Origin of the sequence: Xylanimonas ulmi (genome assembly GCF_004216535.1) — a bacterium.
GTDB classification, from domain to species: domain Bacteria; phylum Actinomycetota; class Actinomycetes; order Actinomycetales; family Cellulomonadaceae; genus Xylanimonas; species Xylanimonas ulmi.
Map to the genome: position 1 here is coordinate 2,081,153 of NZ_SGWX01000001.1, position 23,732 is coordinate 2,104,884.

Below are 23,732 nucleotides of genomic sequence, written 5' to 3' on the forward strand. Positions count from 1 at the left end.
GGTCTTGCTTGGATCTTGCCTAGGGGGTCGGGGCCGCCGGCGCGGGCGGCGGCGTGGTGCGCGCAAGCACCGCAGCGCCCACGGCGGCCACGGGCACGTGCCCGGGCGCGAGCAGCACCCGCTCGGGCAGGGCGAGCGAGGCGAGGAACGGCGAGGCCTTCGCCTGCCGGATGAGCGCGTCACGCACCGCGGCGAGCAGCGGCTCACCGAGCTGGGCGACGCCGCCGCCCAGCACCACGCCGCGCACGTCGACGCTCAGCACGAGCATCCGCACGGCCGCGGCGACGGCGTCGGCGTAGGACTCCTGCGCGGCGATCGCCGCCGGGTCCCCCGCCGCGGCCGCCTCGAAGAGCTCGACCGGAGCGGGCCGGCCAGTGCGCGCCGGCCACAGCCGCTCGACCGCGGTGCCCGAGGCGTACAGCTCCAGGCACCCGCGCTGCCCGCACGCGCACACCGGCCCCGCGGGGTCGACGGGCACGTGCCCGATCTCGCCCGCGGCGCCCGACCCGCGCCGGATGACGCCGTCGAGCACCAGCCCGGCGGCCAGGCCCGTGCCGAGCGCGAGGAACGCGAGGTCGACCGGGCGCCGCCCGGCGCCCGGGGCGAGGTGCGCCGCGCCGAGCGCGGCGACGTTGAGGTCGTTGTCGACGACGACGCCGACGCCGAGCTCAGCGGCCAGCCGGAACGCCAGCGGCAGCGTCGCGGCCTCCAGGCCGAGGTTGACCGCGTGCCGCACCGTGCCGGTCTCGTGGTCGACGAGGCCCGGCACCCCGACGCCGACGGCGTCGAGGTCGGCCACGTCGACGCCGGCCTGGCGCACCACGCCCCGCACCGCGCGCACGGCCCCGTCCACGACGGCGTCGGGGCCGCGCTCGGTCGAGATGCGGGTCTGGGCCAGCACCGCGCCGTCCGGGGCGAGCAGCGCCGCCAGGGTCTTGGTGCCGCCGATGTCGAGGCCGACCGTCGGACGGGCGCCGAGCGCGCTCGCCGCAGGCCGCGCGCTGGGCGCGTCCGGGGAGGGCCGGCCGCCCGCCGGCCCCACGTCGCCGCCCATCTCAGCCCTTGACCGCGCCGGAGACGAGGCCGCTGGTCATCCGCCCCTGCACGAACAGGAAGAAGATGATCACCGGCACCGCGATGAGCGTCGAGGCCGCCATGACCTGCGCCCAGTCGATGCCGCGGCTGGCCGAGGCCGAGATGAACCCGCGCAGCCACAGCGGCAGCGTCTGGGCCGACTGACCCGGCAGCGCGACCAGCGCGATGGTGAACTCGTTCCACGCCTGGAGGAACGCGTACACGCCCGAGGCGACCAGGCCCGGCGCCAGCAGTGGCAGCGTGATCCGGATGAACGCCTGGGTGCGCGAGAGGCCGTCGACCATGGCGGCCTCCTCGAGCTCGGCCGGGACGCCCGCGACGAAGCCGCGCAGCATCCAGATGGTGAACGGGATGACGGCCGCGGTGTAGAGCACCGAGACGCCCAGCACGTTGTTGAGCAGGCCCGCGCTCGACAGCATCTTGTACTGCGCGATGAACAGGCCCTCGGCCGGCAGCATCTGGATGAACAGCACCGCCAGGATGAACGACTTGCGGCCGCGGAACTTGAACCGGCTGATCGCCAGCGCTCCGAGGAACGCGAAGACCAGCACGAGCACCACGGTCAGCGTGGTGATCGACAGGCTCATGCGCAGGGCGGTCCAGAACCCGCTGTCGCCGCTCAGCAGCCGTTGGAAGCTGCTGAGCGTGGCGTGCGTCGGCAGGAACTGCGGCGTCGTCGCGCGCAGCCGGGCGTTGGGCGTGAACGCCGACAGGATCATCCAGTAGACCGGGAACGCCCACGCGACGGCCACGACGAGGCCGAGCAGGGACAGCAGCCACTTGCCGACCCGGCGGGTGGACACCCGGGGGCGGCGCGGGGCGCCGGCGGTGACGACCTTGCGCGCGGGCGCGGCCGTCGTGACGGCGGTCATGAGGCGTCCTCCTTCATGAGGCTGCGCACGTAGGGCGCGGACAGCACGATGGTCAGCAGCAGGACGAAGATCGACACCGCTGCGGCGCCACCGAAGTTGTTGCGGGCCATGCCGAGCTCATAGATGAAGTTGCCCAGCAGGTTGGTCTCGGCGACCGGGGCGCCGGCGTCCTGCAGCAGCCGGATCTGCGCGAAGACGCGCAGGTCCCAGATGATCTGCAGCAGCAGCACGATGGCGAGCACGGGCCGCACGAGCGGCATGATGATGCTCCACAGGATCTGGCGGCCGTTGGCGCCGTCGATGCGGGCCGCCTCGAGCAGCTCGTCGTTGACCTGGGTGAGCCCGGCGAACAGTGACAGCGCGACGAACGGCACCGACATCCACACGATGATGAGCGACGCGATGAAGAAGAACGATATCGGCGTCGTCAGCCAGCCGTGGCCGCGGAACCCCTCGAAGCCAAGTTGGACCAACAGCCAGTTGACCACGCCCGTGCGGGCGTCGAACAGCCAGCGGAACACCGTCACGGCGGCGATGACGGGAGTCGCCCAGGCGAGCAGCATCGAGATCTGGACGACGATCTTGACCCAGCCGTGCACGGCGCGCATGAGCAGCGCGACGGCGAGGCCGATCAGGACGGTGAGCGCCGCGTTGACGAGGCAGAAGGCGATGGACCGCAGGACGACGGCGAACGCGGCGTCGTCGGAGAAGATCCGGGCGTAGTTCTCCAGCCCGGCGAACTCGGGCGGCTGCCCGAACTGCTGGGCGAGCCCGAATCGCTGGAACGAGGTGACGATCTGCCAGTAGACCGGGTAGCCGAGGCCGAGGGCCAGCGCGGCGACCGCGGGGATGAGCAGCAGGTAGGGGGTGGGGTGGCGGCGTCGCTGCCGCGTGGGCGCACCGAGCGCGGTGGTGGCCATGGGAACTCCTTCGCGGGGGTGCGGGGATTCGGTGTGGGGGCGGCGGGGGCCGCCGCCCCCACACCGATCGTCTGTCAGGACTCGCCGTTGAGCATCGGCGTCAGCTTGGCGTCGTACTCCTTGGCGAGCGCGGTGACGTCCCCGCCCTCAGCGATCTCCTTGAAGAGGTCCTCGTAGACGAAGGCGCCCTCGACGGCGGCCCAGCCCGGCGCGGCCGGGGTGAGCTTGGATGCCTTCGCGGTCTCGATCATGGTCTCGGCGAACTTGTCCGTGCCGAGCGAGTCCATGTACTGCGCGTTGGCCGGGCCAAGACCCGCGCCGCCCAGCTGCTTCTGGAAGTCGGCGGAGAAGATGATCCGCAGCAGGTTCTCGGCGAGCTCCGGGTGCTTCGACTTGGCCGAGATCGCCACGTTCGAGCCACCGGCGAACACCGGGGCCACGCCGCCGTCGACGCCCGGCAGGGCGAAGATGTCGAACCGCGTCTCGTCGGCCATGCCGTCGCGCACCTCGTCACCGGCGTCGTTCTTGGTCAGGTCACCGATCGACCAACGGGCCCAGCCCGGCGCCATGATGGTCGCCGCCGCGGGGGCCTCACCGTCCGTGCCATCGTTCAGGAAGTCCCAGTAGGCGACGTCGCGGTCGGTGCTCGGCAGCAGCGAGGCGCCCTGGTAGACGTCCTGCCACTCCTCGAGGCCCTTGATGGTGTTGGGGTCGGACAGCGTCGAGGTCCACGTGGTGCCGTCGACGGTGGCGAGCTCGCCGCCGTTCGCGAAGACCCACGAGATGCCGTTGCGCCAGTCCTGGCCGCCCATCGCGAAGCCCGACTGCGTGTCGGTCTTGAGCGCCTTGACCGACTCGGCGAACTCGGCGAGCGTCGTGGGCACCTCAAGGCCGGCGGCCGACCAGATGTCCTTGCGGTAGAACATGTAGCGCGAGCCGAAGTAGTACGGCAGCGCGTAGTGGCGCCCGTCGAAGTCGCCGGCCTCCACGAAGGACGGCAGCAGGTCGTCGCCGCCCAGCTCCTCGAAGAACTCCGGCGAGATCTCGCGGAACGCGCCGACGGCGCTGAAGGTCGGGGCCTGGGTGTTGCCGATCTCGACGACGTCGGGGGTGTTGTCGGCGTCGGCGAGCGCGGTGGTCAGCTTGGTGACCAGGCCGTCCCAGGTCTGCTCCTCGATGGTGAGCGTCGAGCCCGGGTTCTCGGCCTCGAAGGTGGTCTTGAGGTAGTCGCGCAGGTCCTGCGGCGTGTCGGCGCCGTTGACCCAGAGCGTGATGTTGGCCGCTTCGGGCGAGCCGTCGGCCGACGTGTCGCCGCTGTCGCCGCTGCCGCAGGCGCTCAGCGCGAGCGCCAAGGTCATGGTCGAAGCCACAGAGGTGGCAACGAGACGGTTCCGCTTCACTGAGGTCTTTCCTCTCGTTGGTGCATCGGCGGTCGTGCCGCCGCTGGGGGCATTTCTTCGGTTCGCGCCTGACTCGCAGGCGGGTCGGCGCCCGGGGTCACGAGACCCCCAGTTGCGCGCCGAGGACGAGCACGGCGGCGCCCGCGAGCACCACGTCCTCGTCCAAGGTGGCCATCCGCAGCCGCAGCCCTGAGCTCACGGCCGGCATGGTGCGCTCGACGACGGTGACCTGTGCGGTCTCGCGCAGGGCGCCGTCGAGCAGGTCGGCGGGGCCTGCGAGCAGGACCTCACCGAGATTGAGGGTCGAGATCACGGGGGCGAGCGTGATCCCGAGGAGGCGGCCGACGCCGGCGAGCACCGCGTCGGCGGCCTCACGGTCCAGGCCGGCGATCGCGCGGCGCAGGGCCGGCGCGGACAGCACGGTCTCCAGGCAGCCGCGGCGTCCGCAGGCGCACAGCTCGCCGTCGTCGACGACGGTGACGTGCCCGATCTCGCCCGCGGCGCCGTGCACGCCGTGCACGCGGGCGCCGTCGACGACGAGGCCCGCGCCGACGCCCTGGCCGACCGTCACCACGAGCATGGAGTCCGACGCGCCGCCGTAGGTGTACTCCCCCAGCGCGGCGGTGTCGGCGTCGTTGGCGACCTGGACGGGCAGGCCGAGGCGCTCGGTCAGGATCGCGGCGAGGGGCAGGTCGGCCCACTGGCGGTTGGGCGCCTCGATGACGCTTCCGTCCTGGTCGACGACGCCCGGCGAGCCGATGCCGACGCCGATCACGGGCTGGGTCGCGGCGGCGACCAGGCGCCGGGCGAACCGCTCGACGAGCGAGACGAGCTCGTCGCCCATGCGGTCGTCGGCGGCGAGCGAGCGGCGCACGACCGCCTCGCCCGTGAGCGTCAGGACCGCGCCGCGCATGACAGTGTCGTCGGACAGGTCGACCGCGACGATCTGGTAGGCGTCCGTGCGCATCCCGACGAGGATCGCGGGCTTGCCCACTCCCCGGCCGCGCTGGACGCCCAGCTCCTCGACCAGTCCCTCGGCGAGCAGGCCGTTGATCAGGTCGGAGACGGTGACTCGGGTCAGGGCCGTCGCTCGCGCGAGGTCGGCCCGGGAGGTGGGGCCCTCGTGGAAGAGGTGCTGGAGCACCAGCGCGCGGTTGTGCGCCCGGGTGTGCTCGGGGAGCACCTTGGCCGTGGCGCGCAGCCCGGACCCGAGGGCCCGCCTGGCCGCCTTGGCTCCGCTTGTCGAGGACATGTTTGTTAGTAAAGCGTCCTAACGGTCGCTCGTCCACGGCTCCGGCGCGGCCTGATCGAATCGTGACCGCTTCGCAACCTTCGGCACGGCCGCTGACGCCGGACCTCCCGTCGCGGCCTCGCTGGCCTCTCGCCGGGTGAAGTCCGCCAGGTCACCTCGACCCAGGACCGCGGAATGCCGCCGTTTTCGACGCTCCTTCCGGCAGCGGACGGAATCCCCGGACCGCGACCACGGCGCGCGACGCACGCCGCGTCCCCCACGATGGCGACCACCCGCGCCCGAACGAAGGACCGCCCATGCCACCTGTTCCGCCCGCGCCGCCCACGAAGACCACGGCAACCGGGGACGCCACGATCCCGTCGATCACCGCGGACCACACGCTGCACGAGGCGCCCGTCGCCGACGCCTTCGCCACCTCGGCGCACGACCGGATCCTCACCTCGCTGCGCGACCTCGAGGCGATGGGCTTCCATGGCGACGCCGACGTCATCCACGCCCTGTCGCGCAAGCGCCTGAGCGCGATCGACCAGACCAACCCCGCGACCCGCGAGCTCATCGCACGCGTCCCGGGCGTCGAGCACTGGCTCGCGCTCGTCCCCACGCCACGGGCCCTGAGCCCGCTCTACGACCCGTCGGCCCGGGCCCTGCCCGGCGGGCATGTGATCGGCGACGAGCTGCGCCGCTGGATGGTCGCGATCGCCGACGCGCGCGGCCTGCGCCACCGCGCGCAGATGGTGACCGACCTCCTGACGCGGCGCCCGAGCGCATCGGGCCCCTCCACCCCGCCGCGATGGCTCTCCGTCGCCTCCGGTGCGGCTCAGCCGGTCCTGCGGGCCGCCGACGCCGTCCGCGACCGCACCGGGCAGACCCCCGAGATGACCTTGGTCGACCTCAGCCCGCAGGCGCTGCGGGACGCGTGGGACCTCGCGGCACGCCTGCGGCTCGCGGACCGCCTGCGGCTCATGCGCCGCAACGTGCTCGACCGGCGGGGGCTGGACGTGCGCGCGGGCCTGGGCGCATCCGCGCTCCAGTGGTTGGCCGCCCCGGACCCAACGGTCCCCCTCTCGCGCGCGGCCCTCGACCGCGACGGCTACGACGTCGTCGAGGCCGTCGGCATCCTCGAGTACGTCAACCCCGACGACTGGTCCTACCGCCACCGCGGCGTCGCGGGCCTGCGCACCACCCAGGCCGGCGCGAGGACGTTCCTGCGCGCCATGTTCCGCCTGGTCAAGCCCGGTGGCGACCTCATCGTCGGCAATATGCTCGACGCCCATCCCCAACTGGGGTTCACCCTCAACGTCATTCAGTGGCCGCACATCCAGCCGCGCTCAATCGAGCAGATGATGCGCCTGATCGACGCCGCCGGACTCGACGCCGAGCGCCACGTCTACGTGCCGTCCGACGCCGACAACCGCGTGTACGCGCTCTACCGGCTCCACAAGCCGGCGTGACCCACAACGCATGAGGGGCGGTCCGACCGGACCGCCCCTCATGGGTGACAACGCGACAACTGGCTCCCAACGGAGCGGATGGTGGAGCTGCAGGGAATCGAACCCTGGTCCGGTGACGCTTTTCCAGGACTTCTCCGGGCGCAGTCTGCTGTGGATTTTCTCGGCCCCCGCGCTTGCGCAGACTCATTCGCGGACGGGCCCAGTCGCCTAAAAGTCCCGCCAACCCCGACGACGAGGGTCAGCAGCAGTGGCTCTCTAGATGACGCGAGCTACCGGGTCGAGAGCGATCCCGGGCTCACGGACTTCGAGGCTCGCTCAGGCGGCGAGGGCGAAGTCGTTGCGCGTGTTATCGGCAACTATAGGTTCGCAGGCATCGTTAACGAGATAAGCCTGCGTCCTCGGCCCGCTTCTCCTTGAAGCACGACCACCGTCGAAACCGATCAGCCCCATGGCAGTTGTCACTGTGGTGTTGTCAACGTGTTCCCCGGCGAACCCGGGAGGCCTCAGCCTACCGGAGCAACCTCGCCCGCCGCGACGGTATTCCCGCCGCTGGCGCGCGCGGGCCGCCGGGCGCTCAGCTGAGCAGCTCGCGCTGGCGCATGGCCCGCTGGGCCTCGCGCATGTCCTGCTGCTCGCGCAGCGTCTGGCGCTTGTCGTACTCCTTCTTGCCGCGCGCGAGCGCGATCTCGACCTTCGCGCGCCCGTCGAGGAAGTACAGGGACAGCGGGACGATCGTGTGCCCCTTCTCCTGGACCTTCTGGCCGAGGCGCACGATCTCGTCCTTGTGCAGCAGCAGCTTGCGCTTGCGCCGCGGGGCGTGGTTGTTCCAGGTGCCCTGGAAGTACTCGGGGATGTGCACACCCTCCAGCCACGCCTCACCGCGGTCGACGAGCACGAACCCGTCGACCAACGACGCCCGGCCCATGCGCAGCGCCTTGACCTCGGTGCCGGACAGCACGATGCCCGCCTCGAGGACGTCCTCGATCACGTAGTCGTGGCGCGCCTTCTTGTTGTTCGCCACGACCGCGCGCACCGGCCCCTGCGGCGCCTTCGCCTTGGGCTTCGGCTGTGCCTGCGGCACCTGCTTGGGCGCACCCTTCGCCACGATGGCTCCTTCTTCCAGTCGGCTCCCCAGGATACGGGGCCGACGGCGTCCGGTCTGCGGCTTTTCGGCGCGCGGAGCGCGCGGGTGGGCGCTAGCGGGGCAGGCGCGTCATCGGGTCGACCGTCGAGCCGTTGACGTAGACCTCGAAGTGCAGGTGGCATGCGGTCGAGGTGCCCGTGGTGCCCGACAGGCCGATCTGCTGCCCCTTGGAGACCCATTGCCCGGCGCCCACGGAGAACCTCGACAGGTGCATGTACCGGGTCATGATGCTCTGCCCGTTGTCGCGGCCGTGGTCGATGATGATGTTGTTGCCGGCGCCGGCGTCGAAGTAGGCCTTGAGGACGTACCCCGACTGCGAGGCGTAGATCGGCGTCCCGCAGTAGGCGCGGAAGTCGGTGCCCGCGTGCAGGCGCCAGATCTGCAGCACCGGGTGGAAGCGCCACCCGTAGTTGCTCGTGACGTGGGGCACCGCGGTCGGCCAGCCGAGAAACGTGCCGCTCACGGGCGGCGCCACGGCGCCCCCGCCCCCGGATGAGGAGCCTCCGGACGAGCCGCCCGAGGATCCGCCGTTGTTGCCGTTGTTGGCCTTGGCCGCCTCGGCGGCCTTGCGCTCCTCCTCCTTGCGGCGCTCCTCGGCGATCCGCGCGTCGCGGTCCGACTGCTCCTTGATGATCGACTTGAGCTCGGACTCGAGCGCCTTCTGGTCGGCCTCGTTCGCGCTGATCTCGGCCAGCGCCGCGGCCCGCTCGCCCTCGATCTCAGCCTTGAGCTTCTTCTGCTGGGCGATGAGCCGCTCGACCTCGTCCTTGCGGTCGGCGGCGGCCTGCTCGGCGGCCGCGGCCGTCACGACGTTGGCGTCAGCGGCCTCCTTGAGCTGCGTGATCGTCTCGCGGATCGCCTGGAGTCGGGCCTCCTGATTGCGGGCCACAGCCTCCGCGTCCTGCAGTTGCGTGAGCGTGCGGGCCTGCGACCGCGCCGCGGACGAGGAGACGGCGTACGTCTGGAGGAAGTCCTCGGTCGACTGGGCGCCGGTCACCAGGCCGAGCGCCGACACCTTGCCCTGTCCGCGCGCGGCCTCACGCGCCATCTGCGCGATGTCCGCGCGCGCGGCGTCAACCTGGCCGGAGCCCTGCGCGATCTGCGCGGTGACCGCCGCCTCCTGCTCACGGGCGTCCTGCAGGCGCTGGGCGAGGATCTCAGCCTCGCGCTGCGCCTTCTCCAGATCGGCCTGCGCCCGCGCCAGCTCGGCCTGAGCGACCGGCAGCCGGCCCTCGACGGCGTTGAGGTCGAGCGCCGCCTGGGCCAGCTTGTCGCTGGTCTCGTCCAGGTCCTCCTGGAGCTGGGCGCGCTCGGCCTTCTTCTCCTTGGCGTGCTGCTCGGCCGCGGCGCGGCGGTCGTCGATGTCGTCGGCCGACGCCGAGGCCGCGGCCCCGAGACCCAGTGCGAGCGCCAGCAGCGCCGCCGTCACCGCGCGCGAGGCGCGCGTCGTGGCCATCCCTGAGGTGCTCTTCATCTCATACCCTCGTGTATCGGTTCAGTGTCACGACGGACGACACGACAGCCAACGCGACCGCGATGCCGATCAGCAGCGGCGCGATCTGCAGCACCTCTCCGGTGCCCACATACGCGACCCAGTCCACCGACTTCTCCAGCCAGTCCGTGACCAGGTAACGCACCCCGAGCCACAGCCCGCCGACGGCGAGCAGCGACCCCACCACGGCCGCGATCGCGCCTTCGAGCAGGAACGGCAGTTGGACGAACAGGTTCGAGGCGCCCACCAGCCGCATGATGCCGGTCTCGCGGCGGCGCGAGACCGCCGAGAGCCGGATCGTCGTCGTGATCAGGAGCACCGCGGCCAGCAGCATGACGACGGCGAGGCCCGCCGCGAGCATCGACAGGCGGTTGAGCGCGAGGAACAACGGCTCGAAGACGGCGCGCTGGTCCTCGACCGCCTCGACGCCGTCACGACCCTGCAGGACGTCGGCGACCACCTGGTAGTGGCTCGGGTCGGTCAGTTTGAGGCGGAACGACGCCTGCATGTCGGCCTCGGTCAGCTGTGTGCCCTGGTAGCCGTCCGGGTAGCGCTCCTGGAAGGCGGAGAACGCCTCAGCCTTGGACTCGAAGTAGAGCTTCTTGACCTCGGGGCCGAGCTCGTTCTCGATGACGGCCCGCAGCGAGTCGATCTGCTCCTGCGACGCCTCACCCGCCGCGCACGTGGGCGCCGTGGACCCGTCGGGGCACAGGAAGACGGACACCTCGACGAGGTTGTACCAGTCGTCCTGGAGCTTGTGCACCTGGGACTGGATGAGTGCGGCCGAGCCGACGAACGCGAGCGAGATGAAGGTGACGAGCACGACCGACACGACCATCGACAGGTTGCGCCGCAGGCCGTGCAGCACCTCGGTGAGGACGAACTGAAGTCGCACGGATCAGCCCTCCCTGGTGGTGCGCACGGCGCGCTCACGCAGCACCTGTTGGACGACGTCGTCAGCCTCGGACGGCGGTCGCGGCGGCTCCACCCGTCGTGCGGACTCATATGGGGCCGGGACGGAATAGGTGAACGGCGCCGGGGACGGCGCGGCCACGTCGGCGGGCGGCACGGCGCCGGGCACGTCGTCGGCGGGCACGGTGTCGGCGGGCACGGTGTCGGCGGGCACGGTGCCTGCGGGCGTGACGTCCGCACCCGTGGCATCGGCGGGGTTGGCGTCGGCGACGCCCGGGCGGACTGCGCCTGCCCCGGCGCCCACGTCGGCCGCGACGGGCGCGAGCGGCGCGCCGTCGGGCGTGTCGCTACCGGCGAGGGTCGCGACGGGCTCGGCCTCAGTGTCGCGCGCGGCGTCGTCGGCGCCGGCCTGGCCGTGGGACCCGGCCGCGCGCGCGGTCGCGGCGGCACGTCGCTCGGCGCGCCGCACACGGCGCGGACGGCTCTCGGCGGTGCTCGCCGCCGCCGCTCGGGCGGCCGCGGCCTGCGCCGCCGCCTCCGCGGCGGCCTCCGCCTCCAGGTCTCCGGCCTCGGGAGTCACGGCGACGCGCGGCGCCGGCCGCTCCCCCTGGCCGGGGGCGTCGAGCACGGGCGAGGCGGCGACGTCGGGCAGGATGCGCTCGCGCTCGCCGTACACACCGGCGGCCTCGTCGCGGATCACCATGCCTGCCGAGAGCTCGACGACGCGCTTGCGCATCTCGTTGACGATCTCGTCGTCGTGGGTCGCCATGACCACCGTGGTGCCGGTGCGGTTGATGCGCTCCAGCAGCCGCATGATGCCCAGCGACGTCGTCGGGTCGAGGTTGCCGGTCGGCTCGTCGGCCAGCAGGATCGGCGGCCGGTTGACGAACGCGCGCGCGATCGCCACGCGCTGCTGCTCGCCACCGGACAACTCGTGCGGGCGGCGCTTCTCCTTGCCGTCCAGGCCCACCATCTCCAGGACCTCGGGCACCGTGGTCTTGATGACGTGGCGCGGGCGCCCGATCACCTCGAGCGCGAACGCCACGTTCTCGTAGACCGTCTTGTTGGGCAGCAGGCGGAAGTCCTGGAACACCATGCCGATGCTGCGGCGCAGGCTCGGCACCTTCCACCCGCTCATCCGGGACAGGTCGCGCCCGGCGACGTAGATGCGCCCGCGCGTCGGGCGCTCCTCGCGAAGCGCGAGGCGCAGGAAGGTGGACTTGCCCGAGCCGGACGCGCCGACCAGGAACACGAACTCTCCTCGGGCGACATCGACGGAGACGTCGTCGAGGGCCGGCCTCGCTCCTCGCGAGTAGACCTTCGAGACGCTCTCGAATCGGATCACGGTGGTGGGCTCCCGTGCTCGGTGGACGCTGCGTGCGGGGGCGTGCCCGGACTCCCGAGCCGACGCCTCCGCGCTCGACCATCGCACGACGGATCTCACCCGCCAGGCAGTGACACGCCGCCAATGGCCGAACCGGTCTCGGCGCGTGCGGTCGAGGTCGCGGTCAGGTCGAAGCCATGGCCGAGGGTTCGGGTGAACCAGGCCAGCAGGGGCGGATGGGAGGTCGTCGTGAGGGTCACGCGGGCCGTGCGGCCGTCCGGCGAGTCCGCCCGCAGGACGGCGAGGTCGTCGGGCAGTTGCTCGGGGAAGGGGTGGGCGGCCAGGTCCTCGGCGACCTGGCGGGCGACGTCGGCGCTGGTGAGCGTGAGACCGGCGCTGTCGGCGGTCAGCAGACGCTGGCCCGGGCGGGCGGCGTCGGCCGCGCTCACGGCCAGCAGGTCGGCCAGGTTGTAGAGCCGCTTGTGGTCGAGGTGGACGGCGGTGGCCGAGACGACCATGCCCACGAGCATGAGGCCGAGCACCACCAGGCCGAGCGTCAGCAGCAGGATCCGCCCGTCGTCGCCGTGCGCGGCGCGCGGGCGGGGCGCGGCGGGGTCGGGCGCGGCGGGGTCGGGCGCGCTCATCGCGTCTCGCTGAACTGGTCGACGCTCGCGCGGTAACGCGACTCGACAGGAGCCTCGAGGGGCACCCATGAGCGCAGCGCCTGCGGAACGAACGGCAGTGGCACCACGACCCGCACCGTCGCGGTCACCGAGGCGCCGGGCGTCAGGCATGGATCGGCGTCGCAGACCACCTCGACCGCCTCACCGCTCAGCGCGGGTCCGGGGTCGAAGCCCTGGTCCTCCAGCGCGATCGCGACGGCCAGGCGGGCGCGCACGGCCGCGGCGTCGGACGACGGCGCTGTCACCACGGCGCGGGCGGCCTCGCGGGCCGCGCCGTCGGCGGCGAACGCTCCCGCCTGCACGCGCCCCACGGTCACGACCAGGTAGATGAGCGGGATCAGCAGCAGGACCGTGGCGCCCATGAACTCCACAAGAGCCGAGCCGCGCTCGCCGCGCGCGACCGACTCGCGCCCGGGGGGCGACGCGGATGCGGGCGAGCTCATCCGCCCTCCACCAGTGCGTGGCCCGACACGACCATCGTGCCCGACGGCCCGAGCAGGCCGACCAGCGGGAGCGGCGCCCGCACGGTCACCTCGACCACCGCCATCCCCTCGCGCGTCGTGGCCCGGGCCGCGACGTCGTCGGCATACCGCGCCGAGAGCGACCGGGTGATCAGCGCGCGCGTGCGCGCGACGCCGTCCTCAGGCCGGCGGTCGGCGCGCGCCGCCCACCGCGCGCCCTCGGCGGCGGCGTCGATGAGCAGCGCGTGCGCGTGCTGCGCGAGCGCGACCTGCACGACGCCGAGGAACAGCGCGAGCACGAGAGCGGCGACGAGTACGAACTCGGCGATGGCCGAGCCGCGCTCGGCGGGGGAGGTCGAACGGCGGCGAGCGGCGGCGCCCCGGAGGGCGTGCGGCGCCGCGCGGGGCGCGCTCACCGGCCCGTGACGCTCGAGATCGCCTGCGTGAACGCGTCCTCAAGCAGCGGGCCCGCGATCGCCCACAGGGCGACGACCAGCCCCGCGGTCATGAGTGTCACCAGCACCCAGCCCGGCACGTCGCCGCGCTCGGGGTCGAGCGCGGGGTCGATCCCGGGCTCGCGCCCGGGGTCGAGCGCGGCGGGGTCGGCGTGCGGTCGTTCGCCGCGAGCCGTCGTGGCGGGCTCGGCGGCGGGGAGGTCGTCGAACATGGGGGTCACCTCTCGGTTCGTTGGGGCGCTACAGGCCGATGCGGAGCGTGGCCAGGGATGGGAAGACGGCGAAGACGACCGTGATGGGCAGGATGAGGAAGACGACGGGCACGAGCATCGCCACCTCCTTGCGCCCGCCCGCCTCCATGAGCGCGCGGCGGCCCTCCTCGCGCACGTCCTGAGCCTGGGCGCGCAGGACCTCGGCGAGCGGGGTGCCGCGTTCGAGCGCGACCGCGACGCCCTCGGCGAACCGCGTCAGCGACGGCAGCCCGGTCCGGTCGGCCATGTCGGTCATCGCGACCCCGATGGCCGCCCCGGTGCGCACGTCGGCGAGCATGCGGCGGATCTCGGTCGACAGCTCTCCCTGGGCGGTGGCGGCGACGCGCTCCAGGGCGGAGACGGGCGCCTCACCCGCCGTCACCGCGAGCGCGAGCAGCTCGGCGATGGTCGGGAACTCGGCGACCATGCGCTCCTCGCGCCGGGCGATCTGCCGCGAGAGCAGTTGGTCGCACGCGGCGAACCCGCACGCCCCGCAGATGGCCACGAGCAGCGCGAGCGGGAGCGGGGCGAACCCCCGCGCGGCGCCGATGAGCAGCGCGAGCGCCAGGCCGGCGCCCAGCCCGGCGACGGTCCACACCACCTGCCGGGCCCGGAACTGGTCGACGCTCTCGGCCAAGCCCGCACGGTCGAGCCGGCGGCGCACCTCGGCGCGCGGAGAGCCGAGGCGCTCGGCCCAGCGCGCGACGTCGGCGAGCCACGGCGCGAGCAGGCGTTCGACCACGGGGAACGGCGTGCGCGCCGGCTGCTCGCGCAGCAGCCCACTGGTCGCGTCGCGCGGCCGCAGCGCCGGGGCGAGCCGCTCGGCGAGCGTGATCCGCCGCCGCCGCAGGCCCGCGGCGACCAGGACGAGCCCGACCCCGCCCAACAACCCGAACAGCGCGCCCTCGGGTGACACCCAATCGCCCAGCCCGGGCGCGCTCACCGCAGCACCCGGCCTTCCTCGGGCAACCGCCCGATGCGGACCATGAGCCGATAGGCGACGACAGAGCACGCGGCCCCGCCCGCGAGCACCGCCACGCCCGCCGGAGTGTCATAGGCGCGGGCGGTCTCAGGCCGCGTCGCGAGGAAGGCGAGCACGACCCACGGCCCCGCCGCGGCCAAACGCGCGCCGCTCACGGTCCACGATTGACGGGCCTCGAGCTCGCCGCGCGTGCGCTGGTCCTCGCGCAAGAACGTCGACAGCGTCCGCAGCAGCCGCCCCAGGTCGGAGCCGCCGACCTCGCGCGTCAGTCGCAGCGCCTCGATGATCCGGTCGGCGACCGGGTCGGCGAGCCGCGCCTTGAGCAGGTCGAGGCTCTCGGCGAACCACCCGGTCGCACGGTAGTCGGCGGCGAACCGAGCGAACGGCTCGCGCAGCTCGACGGGTCCGCGCTCGCCGAGTTGGCCGACGGCCTCGGGCAGCGACAGCCCGGCGCGCACCCCGGACGCGAGGTGGTCGACGACCTCGGGCCACACCTCGCGCAGCCCCCGGCGCCGTTTGCGCGCCCGCGCCGTGACCAGGGCCGACGGCGCGGCGGCGGCCATCGCGGCGAAGCACAGGCCGATCGCGGGCGAGCGCGTGCTTGCGAGCACGGTCAGCAGCACGACGGCGGCGAGTGCGGCGCTCGCCCCGTACAGCGCGCCGGGGGTGACCGAGGCCGCGCCCGCCTGGACCAGCAGGTCCTGCGTGCGCGCTCGCCGAGCCGAGACGCGCCGAGGGCGGGTGTCGGGCGCCCAGAACGACCACCACACGCAATACAGGCCCAGGCCGAGCACGAGGCCCACGAGCACGCCCATGTCACAGGTCCTCGCGGGCCAGCATGGCGCGCACGTCGACCCCGACGCGCGCGAAGCGCTCCTCGCCGGGCGGGAATCCGTCGCCGCGCACGAGCCGGCCGCCCGCCGCGGCGGGCTGGCGGTGGAAGAGCCCGGCCGTCTCGACGCGCCCCTCCTCGACCCGGCCCGTCACGGCCACGATCTCGCGGACCTGGCGCTCGCCGTCGGGCGTGACGCCCAGGTGCACGACGACGTCGACGGCGCTGGCCACGGTCGGGACCACGAAGTGGTGGGTCACGTTCTCTCCGGCGAGCAGCGGCAGCGTGCACAGTTTGGTGACCGCCTCACGCGCCGAGTTGGCGTGGATGGTGCACATGCCGGGAATGCCGCTGTTGAGTGCGACGAGCAGGTCGAAGCTCTCGGCCTCGCGCACCTCCCCGACCACGATGCGGTCGGGTCGCATGCGCAGCGCCTCCTTGACCAGGCGGCGCAGCGGTATCTCTCCGGTGCCCTCGAGCGACGGCTGGCGGCACTGCATCGCGACGAGGTCGCGCACGTCGAGGCGCAGCTCGAACACCTCCTCGGCCGTGATGACGCGTTGGGCGGCGGGGATCGATCCCGACAGGGCGTTGAGCATGGTCGTCTTGCCCGACTGTGTGGCGCCGGCGACGAGGATGTTGAGGCCCGCGCGCACCGCCGCGTCGAGGAACTCGGCGGCCAGCGGCGTGAGCGAGCCCAGTCGCACCAGGTGCTCCAGCCGGCTCGCGCGCACCACGTGCTTGCGGATGTTGACGGCGAGGTGCTCGCGGGTCACGTCGGGAAACCCGCGCAGGGTATAACCCCACTCACCAGGGGCGACGTGTCTCCCAGACCGGCCACACGCTCGCCGACCGCGCCCCGTAGTCCACCACCACACCCCGCACCAACCGTCGCACCACCTGCCTCACCTGCTCGAGCGGAAGCTCGTCCCACTCCGTCAGCAGGCCCGCGGCGATCCCGGCCGGATCATCCGGGACCGACACCGCAGCCCGCTCGAGCGCGCGCACCTCGGCGTCGAGCTGCGCGCGCCGGCCGACCATCTGGTCACGCGCTGACGCGTACGCCCCGTCCGGGTAGGTGCCCAGCGCGTGCTGCACCGTCAGGTTCGTCAGCGCGAGGTCGATCCGATCCCGCTCCGCGCGCAGGGTCCGCGCCTGCGCCGCTGCGACGTCCGCCGACTGCGCCGCCTTCGGTGCGCGGTTCTCGACGTCGGCAGCCACCTGCCCGAGCCAGTCCGTGAGCGCGCCCTCGACGATCCGCGCCGTCATCGACCACGACCCATGCCCCGGCGTGCGCCCGAGCGTCACGCACCGGTATGACACGAACCGGCGCGGCGTTCCGCCCCGCGCCCGCGATGCCTTCGTGACCGTGAACCCGTTCATCGGCGTGCCCGCGTCCGTGCACGGACACATCGCGATTCCAGACAGCAGGTACCTGCGTTTGACCTCCCGCTCCCCCGCCCGGCGCTCCCGCTCGACCCGGTACGCCTCCCACGTCGCGACGTCGACAAGCCCCTCGTGCGCGCCCGGCCACGCCTGCCCGCGGTAAGACACCATGCCCGCGTGGACCGGGGAGTCCAGGCACTGCGTGATCGTCTCGTGCGCCCACACGGCGGCGTGCATCGGGCGCACCCCGGAGTCGTTGAGCCACCGCGCCAGGTCACGGGCTCCGGCACCGGCCAGGTACCGGCGGTACGCCTCGACGACATACGGGCCCTTGTCCGGGTCCGCCTCAACCGCCCCGCCGTCGTCGGCCCACCGCCACCCCCACGGCAGCTTGCCGCCCGGGGGTAGGCCGTTGCGGACCCTGTTGGCCTGGACCTGCTGCCAGCCCTCCCCGATCGCCTCAGCCTTGTAGGCGTGCATCTCAGCCAGGACGCCGCGTTGGAAGCGTCCGGCAGCGGTGGTGACGTCGACGGGCTCGGTCGCGGACTCGAGGTTGCCGCCGGCGGCTTCGACGCGGTCGAGGGCGACCGCCCAGCGCAGCCGGTTGCGGGCGTGGCGGGAGAACTCCCACGCGACGATGACGTCGACCTCGCCCGCCTCGACGCGCTCGATCTGCGCATCCAGGCGGGGCCACCACGCGGACTTGGCGCGTGACCCGGACTCGTCGATGGCTTCGACCCAGTCGACGACGTCGATGCCGTGGCGGTTGGCGTGCTCGACGATGGCCGCGCGCTGGATCTGCGGGGAGGCGAGCTTGTCGCCGCGGCCGCCCTCGCGGGAGACGCGGATGACGCCGACGCCGCGGCGTCGTGCGGCGGGGTCGGCGACCGCGCGCAGTTTGCTCGCGGCGCGCATCAGACGGCCCGCAGGTGCTGCCGCGCTGCTCTGGGCAGGGCGGGAGTCGCGCCGCGGCGCAGGAGCCGCTGCCACGCCTCGACGACGTACACGGCGACGTCAAGCTCGCGGGCGATCGCGCCGGTGTGCTGTCCGTGCAGTCGTTCGGCGAGTGCGTACTCGACCGGGGAGACCAGGAGGCGGGCGGCGTACTCGTCGGCGAGGCGCTCGCGCGCGGCGAGTTCGCGCGGGTCGTCCGTCCACTCGTCGCCGCGGTGCGCGTGACCGAGCTCGTGCGCGAGTGTGGAGCGTTGCAGCACCCCGGACATGTGCGGGTTGAGGACGATGAGGCGGGGCCCGTGCCGGTACTCGCCGCGCCGGCGGCCGAGGTTGCCGTACTTCACGTCCACCCCGCGCTCACGCGCGTAGACGACCAGGTCATCGATCAAGACTGCTCCTCACGCCCCGCGTCTTCGTCCTCGTGCGAGATCCCGCCCGCGTCGTCGGCGGCATCGGCCAGTCGGGGCAGGTCCTCGAGGTCCAGATACTCGACCGAGGCACCGACAGGGCGACGCAGGGTGACGACGTTGCCGCGGTCGCGCGAGCTGCGGGCGAGGATCTGCTCGGCGTGCTCGATGAGTTCGTGCGGGTAGACGCCGAGTGCTGCGGCGAGGTCGGCGACCTGGTTGACCTTGATGTCGCGTTCGGCTCCGAGGACGCGCATGAGTGAGCGTGCGGGAATGCCGGAGGCGTCCGAGAGCTGCTTGACGGTCATCTCCGCAATGGAGCGCTCTGCCCCGATGGCCTTGGCGACTGCGCCGTTCATGTCCATATGGGCACACTACATCCCACTCCGGGCAGCAGCAATGCCGAAATTGGTGCGCGTGTCGCGTGCATGCCTGCCCGTTTGGGCATTACCGTTGCCCACATGGACAGCACCAGCTACGCGGCGGCAGTGGCCGCCAACGTCGAGAGGGCGATCCTCGGCGCGGGCCTGACGGTGCCAGGAGTCGCCCGCGTCACGGGGATCCCCCGCACCACTTTCGCCCGACGCCTGGCATCCGACGGGTTCTCGCCATTCAGCGTCGCCGAGGTCAAGGCGATCGCCAACGCCGTCGGCACAACCGCCGCGGCGCTCACCACCGTCTACACCGAGCCGGTTGCGGCGGTCGCCTGATGGTCACCCGTGACGAGGCCATCACCGCCGCGGCCGCCGCCTTCGCCGAGGGGCGCCGCATCCGCGACTCCCTGCCCGTGGCCGAGGCCGCACGCCGCGCACACCACGCGACCGGCCCGTCGATCCCTGAGCTCGAGGCCCGCATCGCGGCCCGCCGGGCTCGCACCACCCAGACCGCCGCGGCGGCCTGACCCCCGCACACGACGAAGGCCGGCCCCTGGCGCCAACCCGGACCGGCCTCGTCGATCTCACGACAGGAGTAAGCATCCCATGACCCGCAGCACCTACGTCGCCCGCCATCGCGGCCGCGTCGACACCACCGACTGGAAGAGCGAGACGCGTGAGCGCGTCGCCAAGCAGCTCGCCTACGGCGCCGTCGACAACGTCACGCTCGCCGCCCGCGGCCTGCACGCCGCCTACGACCGCTACCAGCCCGCCCGCGCCGAGGCCCGCCAGCCCCTCGCCGACCACAAGGCCGCAGCGTGATGCGCCGCATCCTGGCCCGCCTGCGAGCCCACCTGATCGGCGACGACCCCACCCCCGCCCCGTCCTGGCTCGACGTCGCAGACGGCGTCGGCCGTGCCGTCGACGACGCGTGGAAGCCCGAGCACGACCAGCCCGTCGACTGGTGGCCGGTCGCCCCCGCCGCCCTGCCGGCGGGCCTGCTGCCGCAGCCCGGCACCGCGCAGATCGCCTACGACCCGCACACCGGCGCGCTCGTGCGCGTCCCCGCCGGCGCCCGCACCCCCGACCACCTGACCCCCGTGGAGGACTGACCCATGAGCACCACACCTGAGACCCCCGACGACGCCACCGAGGTCACCGACCTCGACGACACCGTCGCGCTCGAGCAGCTCGTCCTCGAGGACGCCAAGCTCGCCGAGGCCGAGGCCGCCATCAAGGAGCGGCGCACGCAGATCCGCGCCGTCCTCGCCACGAGGTTCGACGTCGGCACGCACGACCTGGCCGGGCGCAAGGTCGTCGTCACCCGCCCGGGCCGCCTGGACGCCAAGGCGGTCGAGGCGGACTTCCCGGTGGCGGCGTACCCGCAGCTGTACGCGGCCGCCCTGGACACGAAGGCGGTGCGGGCGAACCTCGCGCCCGCGCTCATCGACGAGAAGTACACGGCGCGCGGCGCGAAGACGGTGACCATCAAGTGAGCGCGCCGAAGTTCACCGCCACGCACACGCGCGTGGGCGTCAACATGGGCGACCACGCCCAGGACGTCACCAACGGGATCGACGTCACGCCCGACACGACGCTCGGCGACCTCGCGGCGATGCTCCACGAGACGCGGTATGTCGCCTACGACACGCCTATGGAGACCGTCGCGCGCGACGGCGACTACATCACCATCCGCATCGCGCAGCCGATCCCCGACGAGGTGCTGTGATGAGCAACCACCGCATCGCCGAGCCGGTCCTCGCGCCGGTCCCGCGCCCGCGCGTCCCGGTCAAGTGGGACGACGAGACCAAGCGGGCGGTGACCGCTCGCTGCCACCACTGCGACTACGCCAAGCACGGCCGGTTCCCCGCCGAGCTCGACCTCGACGCCCAACACCACCGCACCCAGCACCGCGCCGGAACCATCCCCGTCACCCGCGGCCCGGCCACGGCTGTCGACTGGCAGGCGGTGCAGTCGTGACCACCGTCCTCGACTCGGCTCGCGCGCTCGCGGACGCGGTCGGCGCGGCGACGATCACCGTCCTCGAAATGCCGCGCGCGACCACCATCCCCGCCGGCATCCGCCCGACCCCGTTCGACCCGGACGCCTACGACTACAGCGACCTGCCCCCGCGCACGGTCGCGTTCGACGGCACCAGCCCCGAGCAGGCCATCGCACAGGTGCGCGGCGTCATCGAGTACGCCGCCATCAACTCCCCCCGGTCCCTGCAGAAGCGGATCGGTCCCAGCGAGATCGGCAACCCGTGCGACCACTGCCTCGCCGCCAAGTTGGCGGGCTGGGCGGAGACCGAGGACGGCATCGCGTGGTTGCCGTTCGTCGGCACCGCGGTGCACGCCGAGCTCGAGCGCATCGTCAACGCGTACGAGACCTCCCGCAACGCGATGCACACCACCGGGCGCCGCTGGCTGTGCGAGCAGCGCGTCACCGTGGGGCAGATCGGCGGCGTCGACATCACGGGCAGCACGGACCTGTTCGACGTCGCGGCGGGGATGCCCGTGGACCACAAGATCGTCGGCCCGACCAAGATCAAGAAGGTCAAGAGCCACGGCCCCGGGCCCACGTACCGGGTGCAGGCGCACGCGTACGGGCGCGGCTGGGTCGCGGCCGGGTACGAGGTCCGCCACGTGGCGATCTGGTTCCTGCCCCGCAACGACATGCGCGGGTTCGACGGCGGCCTGTTGTGGCACGAGCCGTACCAGGAGCAGATCGCCGTGGACGCGCTCGCCCGCGCCAACCGCCTCCACGCGAACCTCACCGCCCTTGCCGCGCTGGGGACGGCGGCCCGGGACGCCTGGATCAGCAGCCTGCCGCGCGACCCCGACTGCTTCGACTGCGCTCGGTACCCCGACAGGCCCGCCGGCCTCGCCGCGCCCGGCCACCGACCCCAGTCGGACACCCTCGCCGGGCTCATCCCCTGACCCACCCCGCCAATCACGGCACGACACACAGGAGCACACGATGGCAACGACCCCCAACGCGAACGACGTCCTCATGGGCGGCGGCGGTGTCCCCTCCGCGAAGTTCGCCAACCCCGGCGACTCGATCTCCGGGCGCATCACCGCCCCGCCGCAGGCGTACCAGGTGCGCGACTACGACAAGAACAACCCCGGTGCGGGCGAGCTGAAGTTCTACCCGTCCGGTGACCCGATCATGGCGATCTACGTGGACGTGCAGACGGACCTGCGTGACCCGTCGATCGAGGACGACGACGGCACCCGCCGCGTCTACATCGAAGGCCGGTACATCAAGGAGGACGTCCGCAACGCGGTGCGTGCCGCGGGCGCTCCGGGGCTCGAGGTCGGCGGGGTCCTCACCCTGGCGTTCACGCACCGTGAGGACCCGGCGGACAAGCGGTCGCGGAAGTTCTGGCAGGCGCGGTATGTGCCTGCGGGGAACGCGGCACTGATGACCCCGGCCCCGGCCCCGGCGGTTGCGCCGGCGGACCCGTGGGCGCAGCCGGTCGCGTCGGCCCCGGCGTTCGCGCAGCCCGGGTACACCCACCCGCAGCAGGACGCGCACCCACAGCTCGCGCAAATGTTCCCGCAGGCGGTGGTGGGCGGGCAGCCCGCCCCCGCTGTGGCGCCCGTGTCGGCCCCGGCCCCGCAGCCGGTCTCCGCCCCCGCGCCCGCGCCCGCTCCGGCTGCGGATGACCCGGTGGCGAAGATCCGCCAGCTCATTTCGCTCGGTCTGTCCGACGAGCAGATCGCCGCACCGATGGGCCTTGACCCGACGGTCGTCGCGCAGTTCCGCAACGCCGCCTGACGAGCGGTAGCCCCGGCCCCCGCGATCTGGCGGGCACGGCTCGGACCCGAGCCGGGGCACCACACCCCCAACCCCCGCTGTAGTGGAAGGAGACCCCTGATGACCACGTTTGAGACCCACCTGGACTTGTGCAGGGAGGCCCGCGAGTCGCGCGAGTGCGTGATGTGCGGGCGCGTGTTCCACCTGTCCGAGCTCGTCGACGGGCACTGCCCGCAGTGCGACCGCATCGACGGGAGCGCGGCATGAGCGCCACCGACACCCTCGAACAGATCCGCGCCGTCCTCGTCGCCAGCGACGTCGACGACATCGCAGTACTCCGCGCCACCGTCATCGACGCACTCACCGTCGCCATCGTCGAGCGTAAGAAGCGCGGCGAACCCACCGACCGAACCCGACCGACCGTCGACCAGTCGGGGTCTCGTGCGCACGTGCAGGAGGCGACCGACCCCACCACCCCGACGCCGGTCGAGCGGCTTGTCGACGTGCTGCACCGGCACGTGACCACGACGGTCGCCACGATCGCGGCGGGCCTTCCGTCCGACCGCGCCTTGCGGGACGTCACCGGCGTCACCGCGTCGTGCGAGCAGGCCGTGCTGGGCGAGGTCGCCAACGGCGGGCCGCTGACCCGGCAGGGACTCGACGTCGCCGTGCGGCGCGCGCTCGCGAAGGCGCTCGACGTGGACGAGATCGCGCGGGTGCTAGCCCCTGATGACTGGCGCATGTCGGACGACCCCCGGTACGCCCACCTGCCCGATGAGGCCCGCGACTCCCTGCGCCGGCGCTCCCGCGAGCAGGCCGCCGCCGTGATCGCCCACCTGACCCGGACGGAGACGGCCCGATGAGCGGCGAGCGGATCGACCTGGACGCGATCCAGGCACGGGCGGAGAAGGGCCGCCGTGAGCCGTGGCGCCTCGACGGGAGCCACTATGCCGAGGACGTGTCTGCCCTGCTGGCCGAGCACCGCCGCCTGACCGACGCGCTGGGCGGGGCGCGAGAGGCGTACGACCAGGCTGGCGCGGCGTACGCGCGGGAGGCCGACGTGCTGCGCACCCGTGCCGAGCGCGCGGAGGCGACGCTGGCGTTGCGGCGCGAGTGGCGTGACGCCGCCCGGCAGTTCGCCGCCGAGCGCGACCTCCTCGCCGCGACGCTGGCCGAGGTCGCGGCGCTGGCGGACCGCTGGGAGCACGGCGCTCTGCGATGGGCCGACCCGCTACCCGTGCCGCCCGAGGTCGGGCAGGTCCGCGCGATCCTCGCCCGCGCCGACCGCGACGGGGCCGACCAGTGACCGCCACGCTCACCATC

30 protein-coding genes, 1 other RNA gene and 2 pseudogenes are annotated in these 23,732 nt (G+C 73.0%); 13 read left to right on the forward strand and 20 right to left on the reverse strand.

The genetic code is table 11. The annotated features are described in order from the left end of the window. Positions 1–19 precede the first annotated feature (19 nt). From EV386_RS09635 to EV386_RS09655, 5 genes are all read right to left on the reverse strand, one after another. Entirely contained in the window at positions 20–1,054 is a 1,035-nt protein-coding gene (locus tag EV386_RS09635; protein ID WP_130414481.1) for an ROK family protein, read from the reverse strand. A gap of 1 nt (position 1,055) precedes the next feature. Beyond that, a complete protein-coding gene (locus EV386_RS09640) occupies positions 1,056–1,967 on the reverse strand; it encodes a carbohydrate ABC transporter permease (protein ID WP_130414483.1) in 912 nt (303 codons plus the stop codon). Then, positions 1,964–2,887 carry a carbohydrate ABC transporter permease gene (locus EV386_RS09645; RefSeq protein WP_130414485.1) on the reverse strand — a complete coding sequence of 308 codons (924 nt, stop codon included), beginning with the start codon at positions 2,885–2,887 and terminating at the stop codon, positions 1,964–1,966. Before EV386_RS09645 ends, EV386_RS09640 begins: the two co-directional genes overlap by 4 nt. Positions 2,888–2,961: 74 nt before the next feature. Continuing rightward, on the reverse strand, positions 2,962–4,245 hold the full coding sequence (locus EV386_RS09650; RefSeq protein ID WP_130414487.1) for an extracellular solute-binding protein: 1,284 nt from the start codon (positions 4,243–4,245) through the stop codon (positions 2,962–2,964). A gap of 139 nt (positions 4,246–4,384) precedes the next feature. Next, a complete protein-coding gene (locus tag EV386_RS09655; RefSeq protein WP_130414489.1) occupies positions 4,385–5,539 on the reverse strand; it encodes an ROK family transcriptional regulator in 1,155 nt (384 codons plus the stop codon). Between the two features lie 296 nt (positions 5,540–5,835). Between EV386_RS09655 and EV386_RS09660 the strand changes: the two genes are divergently transcribed. Beyond that, positions 5,836–6,990, forward strand: coding sequence for a hypothetical protein (locus EV386_RS09660; protein WP_130414491.1), 1,155 nt, complete (start codon positions 5,836–5,838; stop codon positions 6,988–6,990). A 79-nt stretch (positions 6,991–7,069) separates the two neighbouring features. Here EV386_RS09660 and ssrA read toward each other — a convergent pair. The 15 genes and pseudogenes from ssrA to EV386_RS09735 form a co-directional block, all read right to left on the reverse strand. Next, positions 7,070–7,438, reverse strand: a transfer-messenger RNA (tmRNA) gene (ssrA, locus tag EV386_RS09665). A gap of 126 nt (positions 7,439–7,564) precedes the next feature. Next, positions 7,565–8,071, reverse strand: coding sequence for an SsrA-binding protein SmpB (smpB, locus tag EV386_RS09670; RefSeq protein WP_207216608.1), 507 nt, complete (start codon positions 8,069–8,071; stop codon positions 7,565–7,567). A gap of 115 nt (positions 8,072–8,186) precedes the next feature. Further along, positions 8,187–9,608: a M23 family metallopeptidase gene (locus tag EV386_RS09675; protein WP_242607902.1), complete on the reverse strand. Its 1,422-nt coding sequence runs from the start codon at positions 9,606–9,608 to the stop codon at positions 8,187–8,189. Between the two features lies 1 nt (position 9,609). Beyond that, complete coding sequence (gene ftsX / locus EV386_RS09680) at positions 9,610–10,521, reverse strand: permease-like cell division protein FtsX (protein WP_130414493.1); 912 nt, start codon at positions 10,519–10,521, stop codon at positions 9,610–9,612. Positions 10,522–11,205: 684 nt separating this feature from the next. Continuing rightward, positions 11,206–11,883 (reverse strand): annotated as a pseudogene (gene ftsE, locus EV386_RS09685) (cell division ATP-binding protein FtsE); the annotation flags it as partial. 95 nt (positions 11,884–11,978) lie between these two features. Beyond that, positions 11,979–12,506 (reverse strand): pilus assembly protein TadG-related protein, encoded by a 528-nt coding sequence (locus EV386_RS09690; protein ID WP_130414503.1) that lies wholly within the window; start codon positions 12,504–12,506, stop codon positions 11,979–11,981. Beyond that, a complete protein-coding gene (locus tag EV386_RS09695) occupies positions 12,503–12,988 on the reverse strand; it encodes a pilus assembly protein (protein ID WP_130414505.1) in 486 nt (161 codons plus the stop codon). Before EV386_RS09695 ends, EV386_RS09690 begins: the two co-directional genes overlap by 4 nt. Further along, positions 12,985–13,335, reverse strand: coding sequence for a TadE/TadG family type IV pilus assembly protein (locus EV386_RS09700; RefSeq protein ID WP_242608082.1), 351 nt, complete (start codon positions 13,333–13,335; stop codon positions 12,985–12,987). Before EV386_RS09700 ends, EV386_RS09695 begins: the two co-directional genes overlap by 4 nt. Positions 13,336–13,418: 83 nt before the next feature. Then, the gene (locus EV386_RS09705; RefSeq protein ID WP_130414508.1) at positions 13,419–13,673 is read right to left on the reverse strand and encodes a hypothetical protein; all 255 of its coding nucleotides are present in this window, start codon (positions 13,671–13,673) and stop codon (positions 13,419–13,421) included. A 28-nt stretch (positions 13,674–13,701) separates the two neighbouring features. Continuing rightward, a complete protein-coding gene (locus EV386_RS09710) occupies positions 13,702–14,640 on the reverse strand; it encodes a type II secretion system F family protein (protein WP_130416862.1) in 939 nt (312 codons plus the stop codon). A gap of 11 nt (positions 14,641–14,651) precedes the next feature. Then, positions 14,652–15,509, reverse strand: a complete 858-nt coding sequence (locus EV386_RS09715) for a type II secretion system F family protein (protein ID WP_130414510.1) — start codon at positions 15,507–15,509, stop codon at positions 14,652–14,654. Between the two features lies 1 nt (position 15,510). After that, a pseudogene (locus EV386_RS09720) lies at positions 15,511–16,308 on the reverse strand (TadA family conjugal transfer-associated ATPase); the annotation flags it as partial. A gap of 25 nt (positions 16,309–16,333) precedes the next feature. Next, entirely contained in the window at positions 16,334–17,827 is a 1,494-nt protein-coding gene (locus EV386_RS09725; RefSeq protein ID WP_130414512.1) for a recombinase family protein, read from the reverse strand. Beyond that, a complete protein-coding gene (locus EV386_RS09730) occupies positions 17,827–18,255 on the reverse strand; it encodes an ImmA/IrrE family metallo-endopeptidase (RefSeq protein ID WP_130414514.1) in 429 nt (142 codons plus the stop codon). Before EV386_RS09730 ends, EV386_RS09725 begins: the two co-directional genes overlap by 1 nt. Then, positions 18,252–18,638 carry a hypothetical protein gene (locus EV386_RS09735; RefSeq protein ID WP_130414516.1) on the reverse strand — a complete coding sequence of 129 codons (387 nt, stop codon included), beginning with the start codon at positions 18,636–18,638 and terminating at the stop codon, positions 18,252–18,254. The genes EV386_RS09730 and EV386_RS09735 overlap by 4 nt, the downstream gene beginning before the upstream one ends. Positions 18,639–18,734: 96 nt before the next feature. Here EV386_RS09735 and EV386_RS09740 point away from each other — a divergent pair, with 96 nt between their 5' ends. The 12 genes from EV386_RS09740 (at position 18,735) to EV386_RS09790 (ending at position 23,715) form a co-directional block, all read left to right on the forward strand. Beyond that, on the forward strand, positions 18,735–18,983 hold the full coding sequence (locus EV386_RS09740) for a hypothetical protein (protein ID WP_130414518.1): 249 nt from the start codon (positions 18,735–18,737) through the stop codon (positions 18,981–18,983). Further along, positions 18,983–19,174, forward strand: a complete 192-nt coding sequence (locus tag EV386_RS09745; protein ID WP_130414520.1) for a hypothetical protein — start codon at positions 18,983–18,985, stop codon at positions 19,172–19,174. Before EV386_RS09740 ends, EV386_RS09745 begins: the two co-directional genes overlap by 1 nt. A gap of 79 nt (positions 19,175–19,253) precedes the next feature. Continuing rightward, positions 19,254–19,469, forward strand: a complete 216-nt coding sequence (locus EV386_RS09750; protein ID WP_130414522.1) for a hypothetical protein — start codon at positions 19,254–19,256, stop codon at positions 19,467–19,469. Continuing rightward, positions 19,469–19,759 (forward strand): hypothetical protein, encoded by a 291-nt coding sequence (locus EV386_RS09755; protein WP_207216508.1) that lies wholly within the window; start codon positions 19,469–19,471, stop codon positions 19,757–19,759. The genes EV386_RS09750 and EV386_RS09755 overlap by 1 nt, the downstream gene beginning before the upstream one ends. A 3-nt stretch (positions 19,760–19,762) precedes the next feature. Further along, complete coding sequence (locus EV386_RS09760; protein ID WP_130414526.1) at positions 19,763–20,143, forward strand: hypothetical protein; 381 nt, start codon at positions 19,763–19,765, stop codon at positions 20,141–20,143. Beyond that, on the forward strand, positions 20,140–20,376 hold the full coding sequence (locus EV386_RS09765) for a hypothetical protein (RefSeq protein ID WP_130414528.1): 237 nt from the start codon (positions 20,140–20,142) through the stop codon (positions 20,374–20,376). The genes EV386_RS09760 and EV386_RS09765 overlap by 4 nt, the downstream gene beginning before the upstream one ends. Further along, positions 20,376–20,627: a hypothetical protein gene (locus EV386_RS09770; RefSeq protein WP_130414530.1), complete on the forward strand. Its 252-nt coding sequence runs from the start codon at positions 20,376–20,378 to the stop codon at positions 20,625–20,627. Before EV386_RS09765 ends, EV386_RS09770 begins: the two co-directional genes overlap by 1 nt. Then, the gene (locus EV386_RS09775) at positions 20,624–21,586 is read left to right on the forward strand and encodes a hypothetical protein (protein ID WP_130414532.1); all 963 of its coding nucleotides are present in this window, start codon (positions 20,624–20,626) and stop codon (positions 21,584–21,586) included. Before EV386_RS09770 ends, EV386_RS09775 begins: the two co-directional genes overlap by 4 nt. Positions 21,587–21,626: 40 nt before the next feature. Next, on the forward strand, positions 21,627–22,430 hold the full coding sequence (locus EV386_RS09780) for a hypothetical protein (RefSeq protein WP_130414533.1): 804 nt from the start codon (positions 21,627–21,629) through the stop codon (positions 22,428–22,430). Between the two features lie 99 nt (positions 22,431–22,529). Beyond that, the gene (locus tag EV386_RS18295) at positions 22,530–22,676 is read left to right on the forward strand and encodes a hypothetical protein (protein ID WP_165399886.1); all 147 of its coding nucleotides are present in this window, start codon (positions 22,530–22,532) and stop codon (positions 22,674–22,676) included. After that, complete coding sequence (locus EV386_RS09785; protein ID WP_130414535.1) at positions 22,673–23,272, forward strand: hypothetical protein; 600 nt, start codon at positions 22,673–22,675, stop codon at positions 23,270–23,272. The genes EV386_RS18295 and EV386_RS09785 overlap by 4 nt, the downstream gene beginning before the upstream one ends. Next, complete coding sequence (locus EV386_RS09790) at positions 23,269–23,715, forward strand: hypothetical protein (protein ID WP_130414537.1); 447 nt, start codon at positions 23,269–23,271, stop codon at positions 23,713–23,715. Before EV386_RS09785 ends, EV386_RS09790 begins: the two co-directional genes overlap by 4 nt. Positions 23,716–23,732 lie beyond the last annotated feature (17 nt).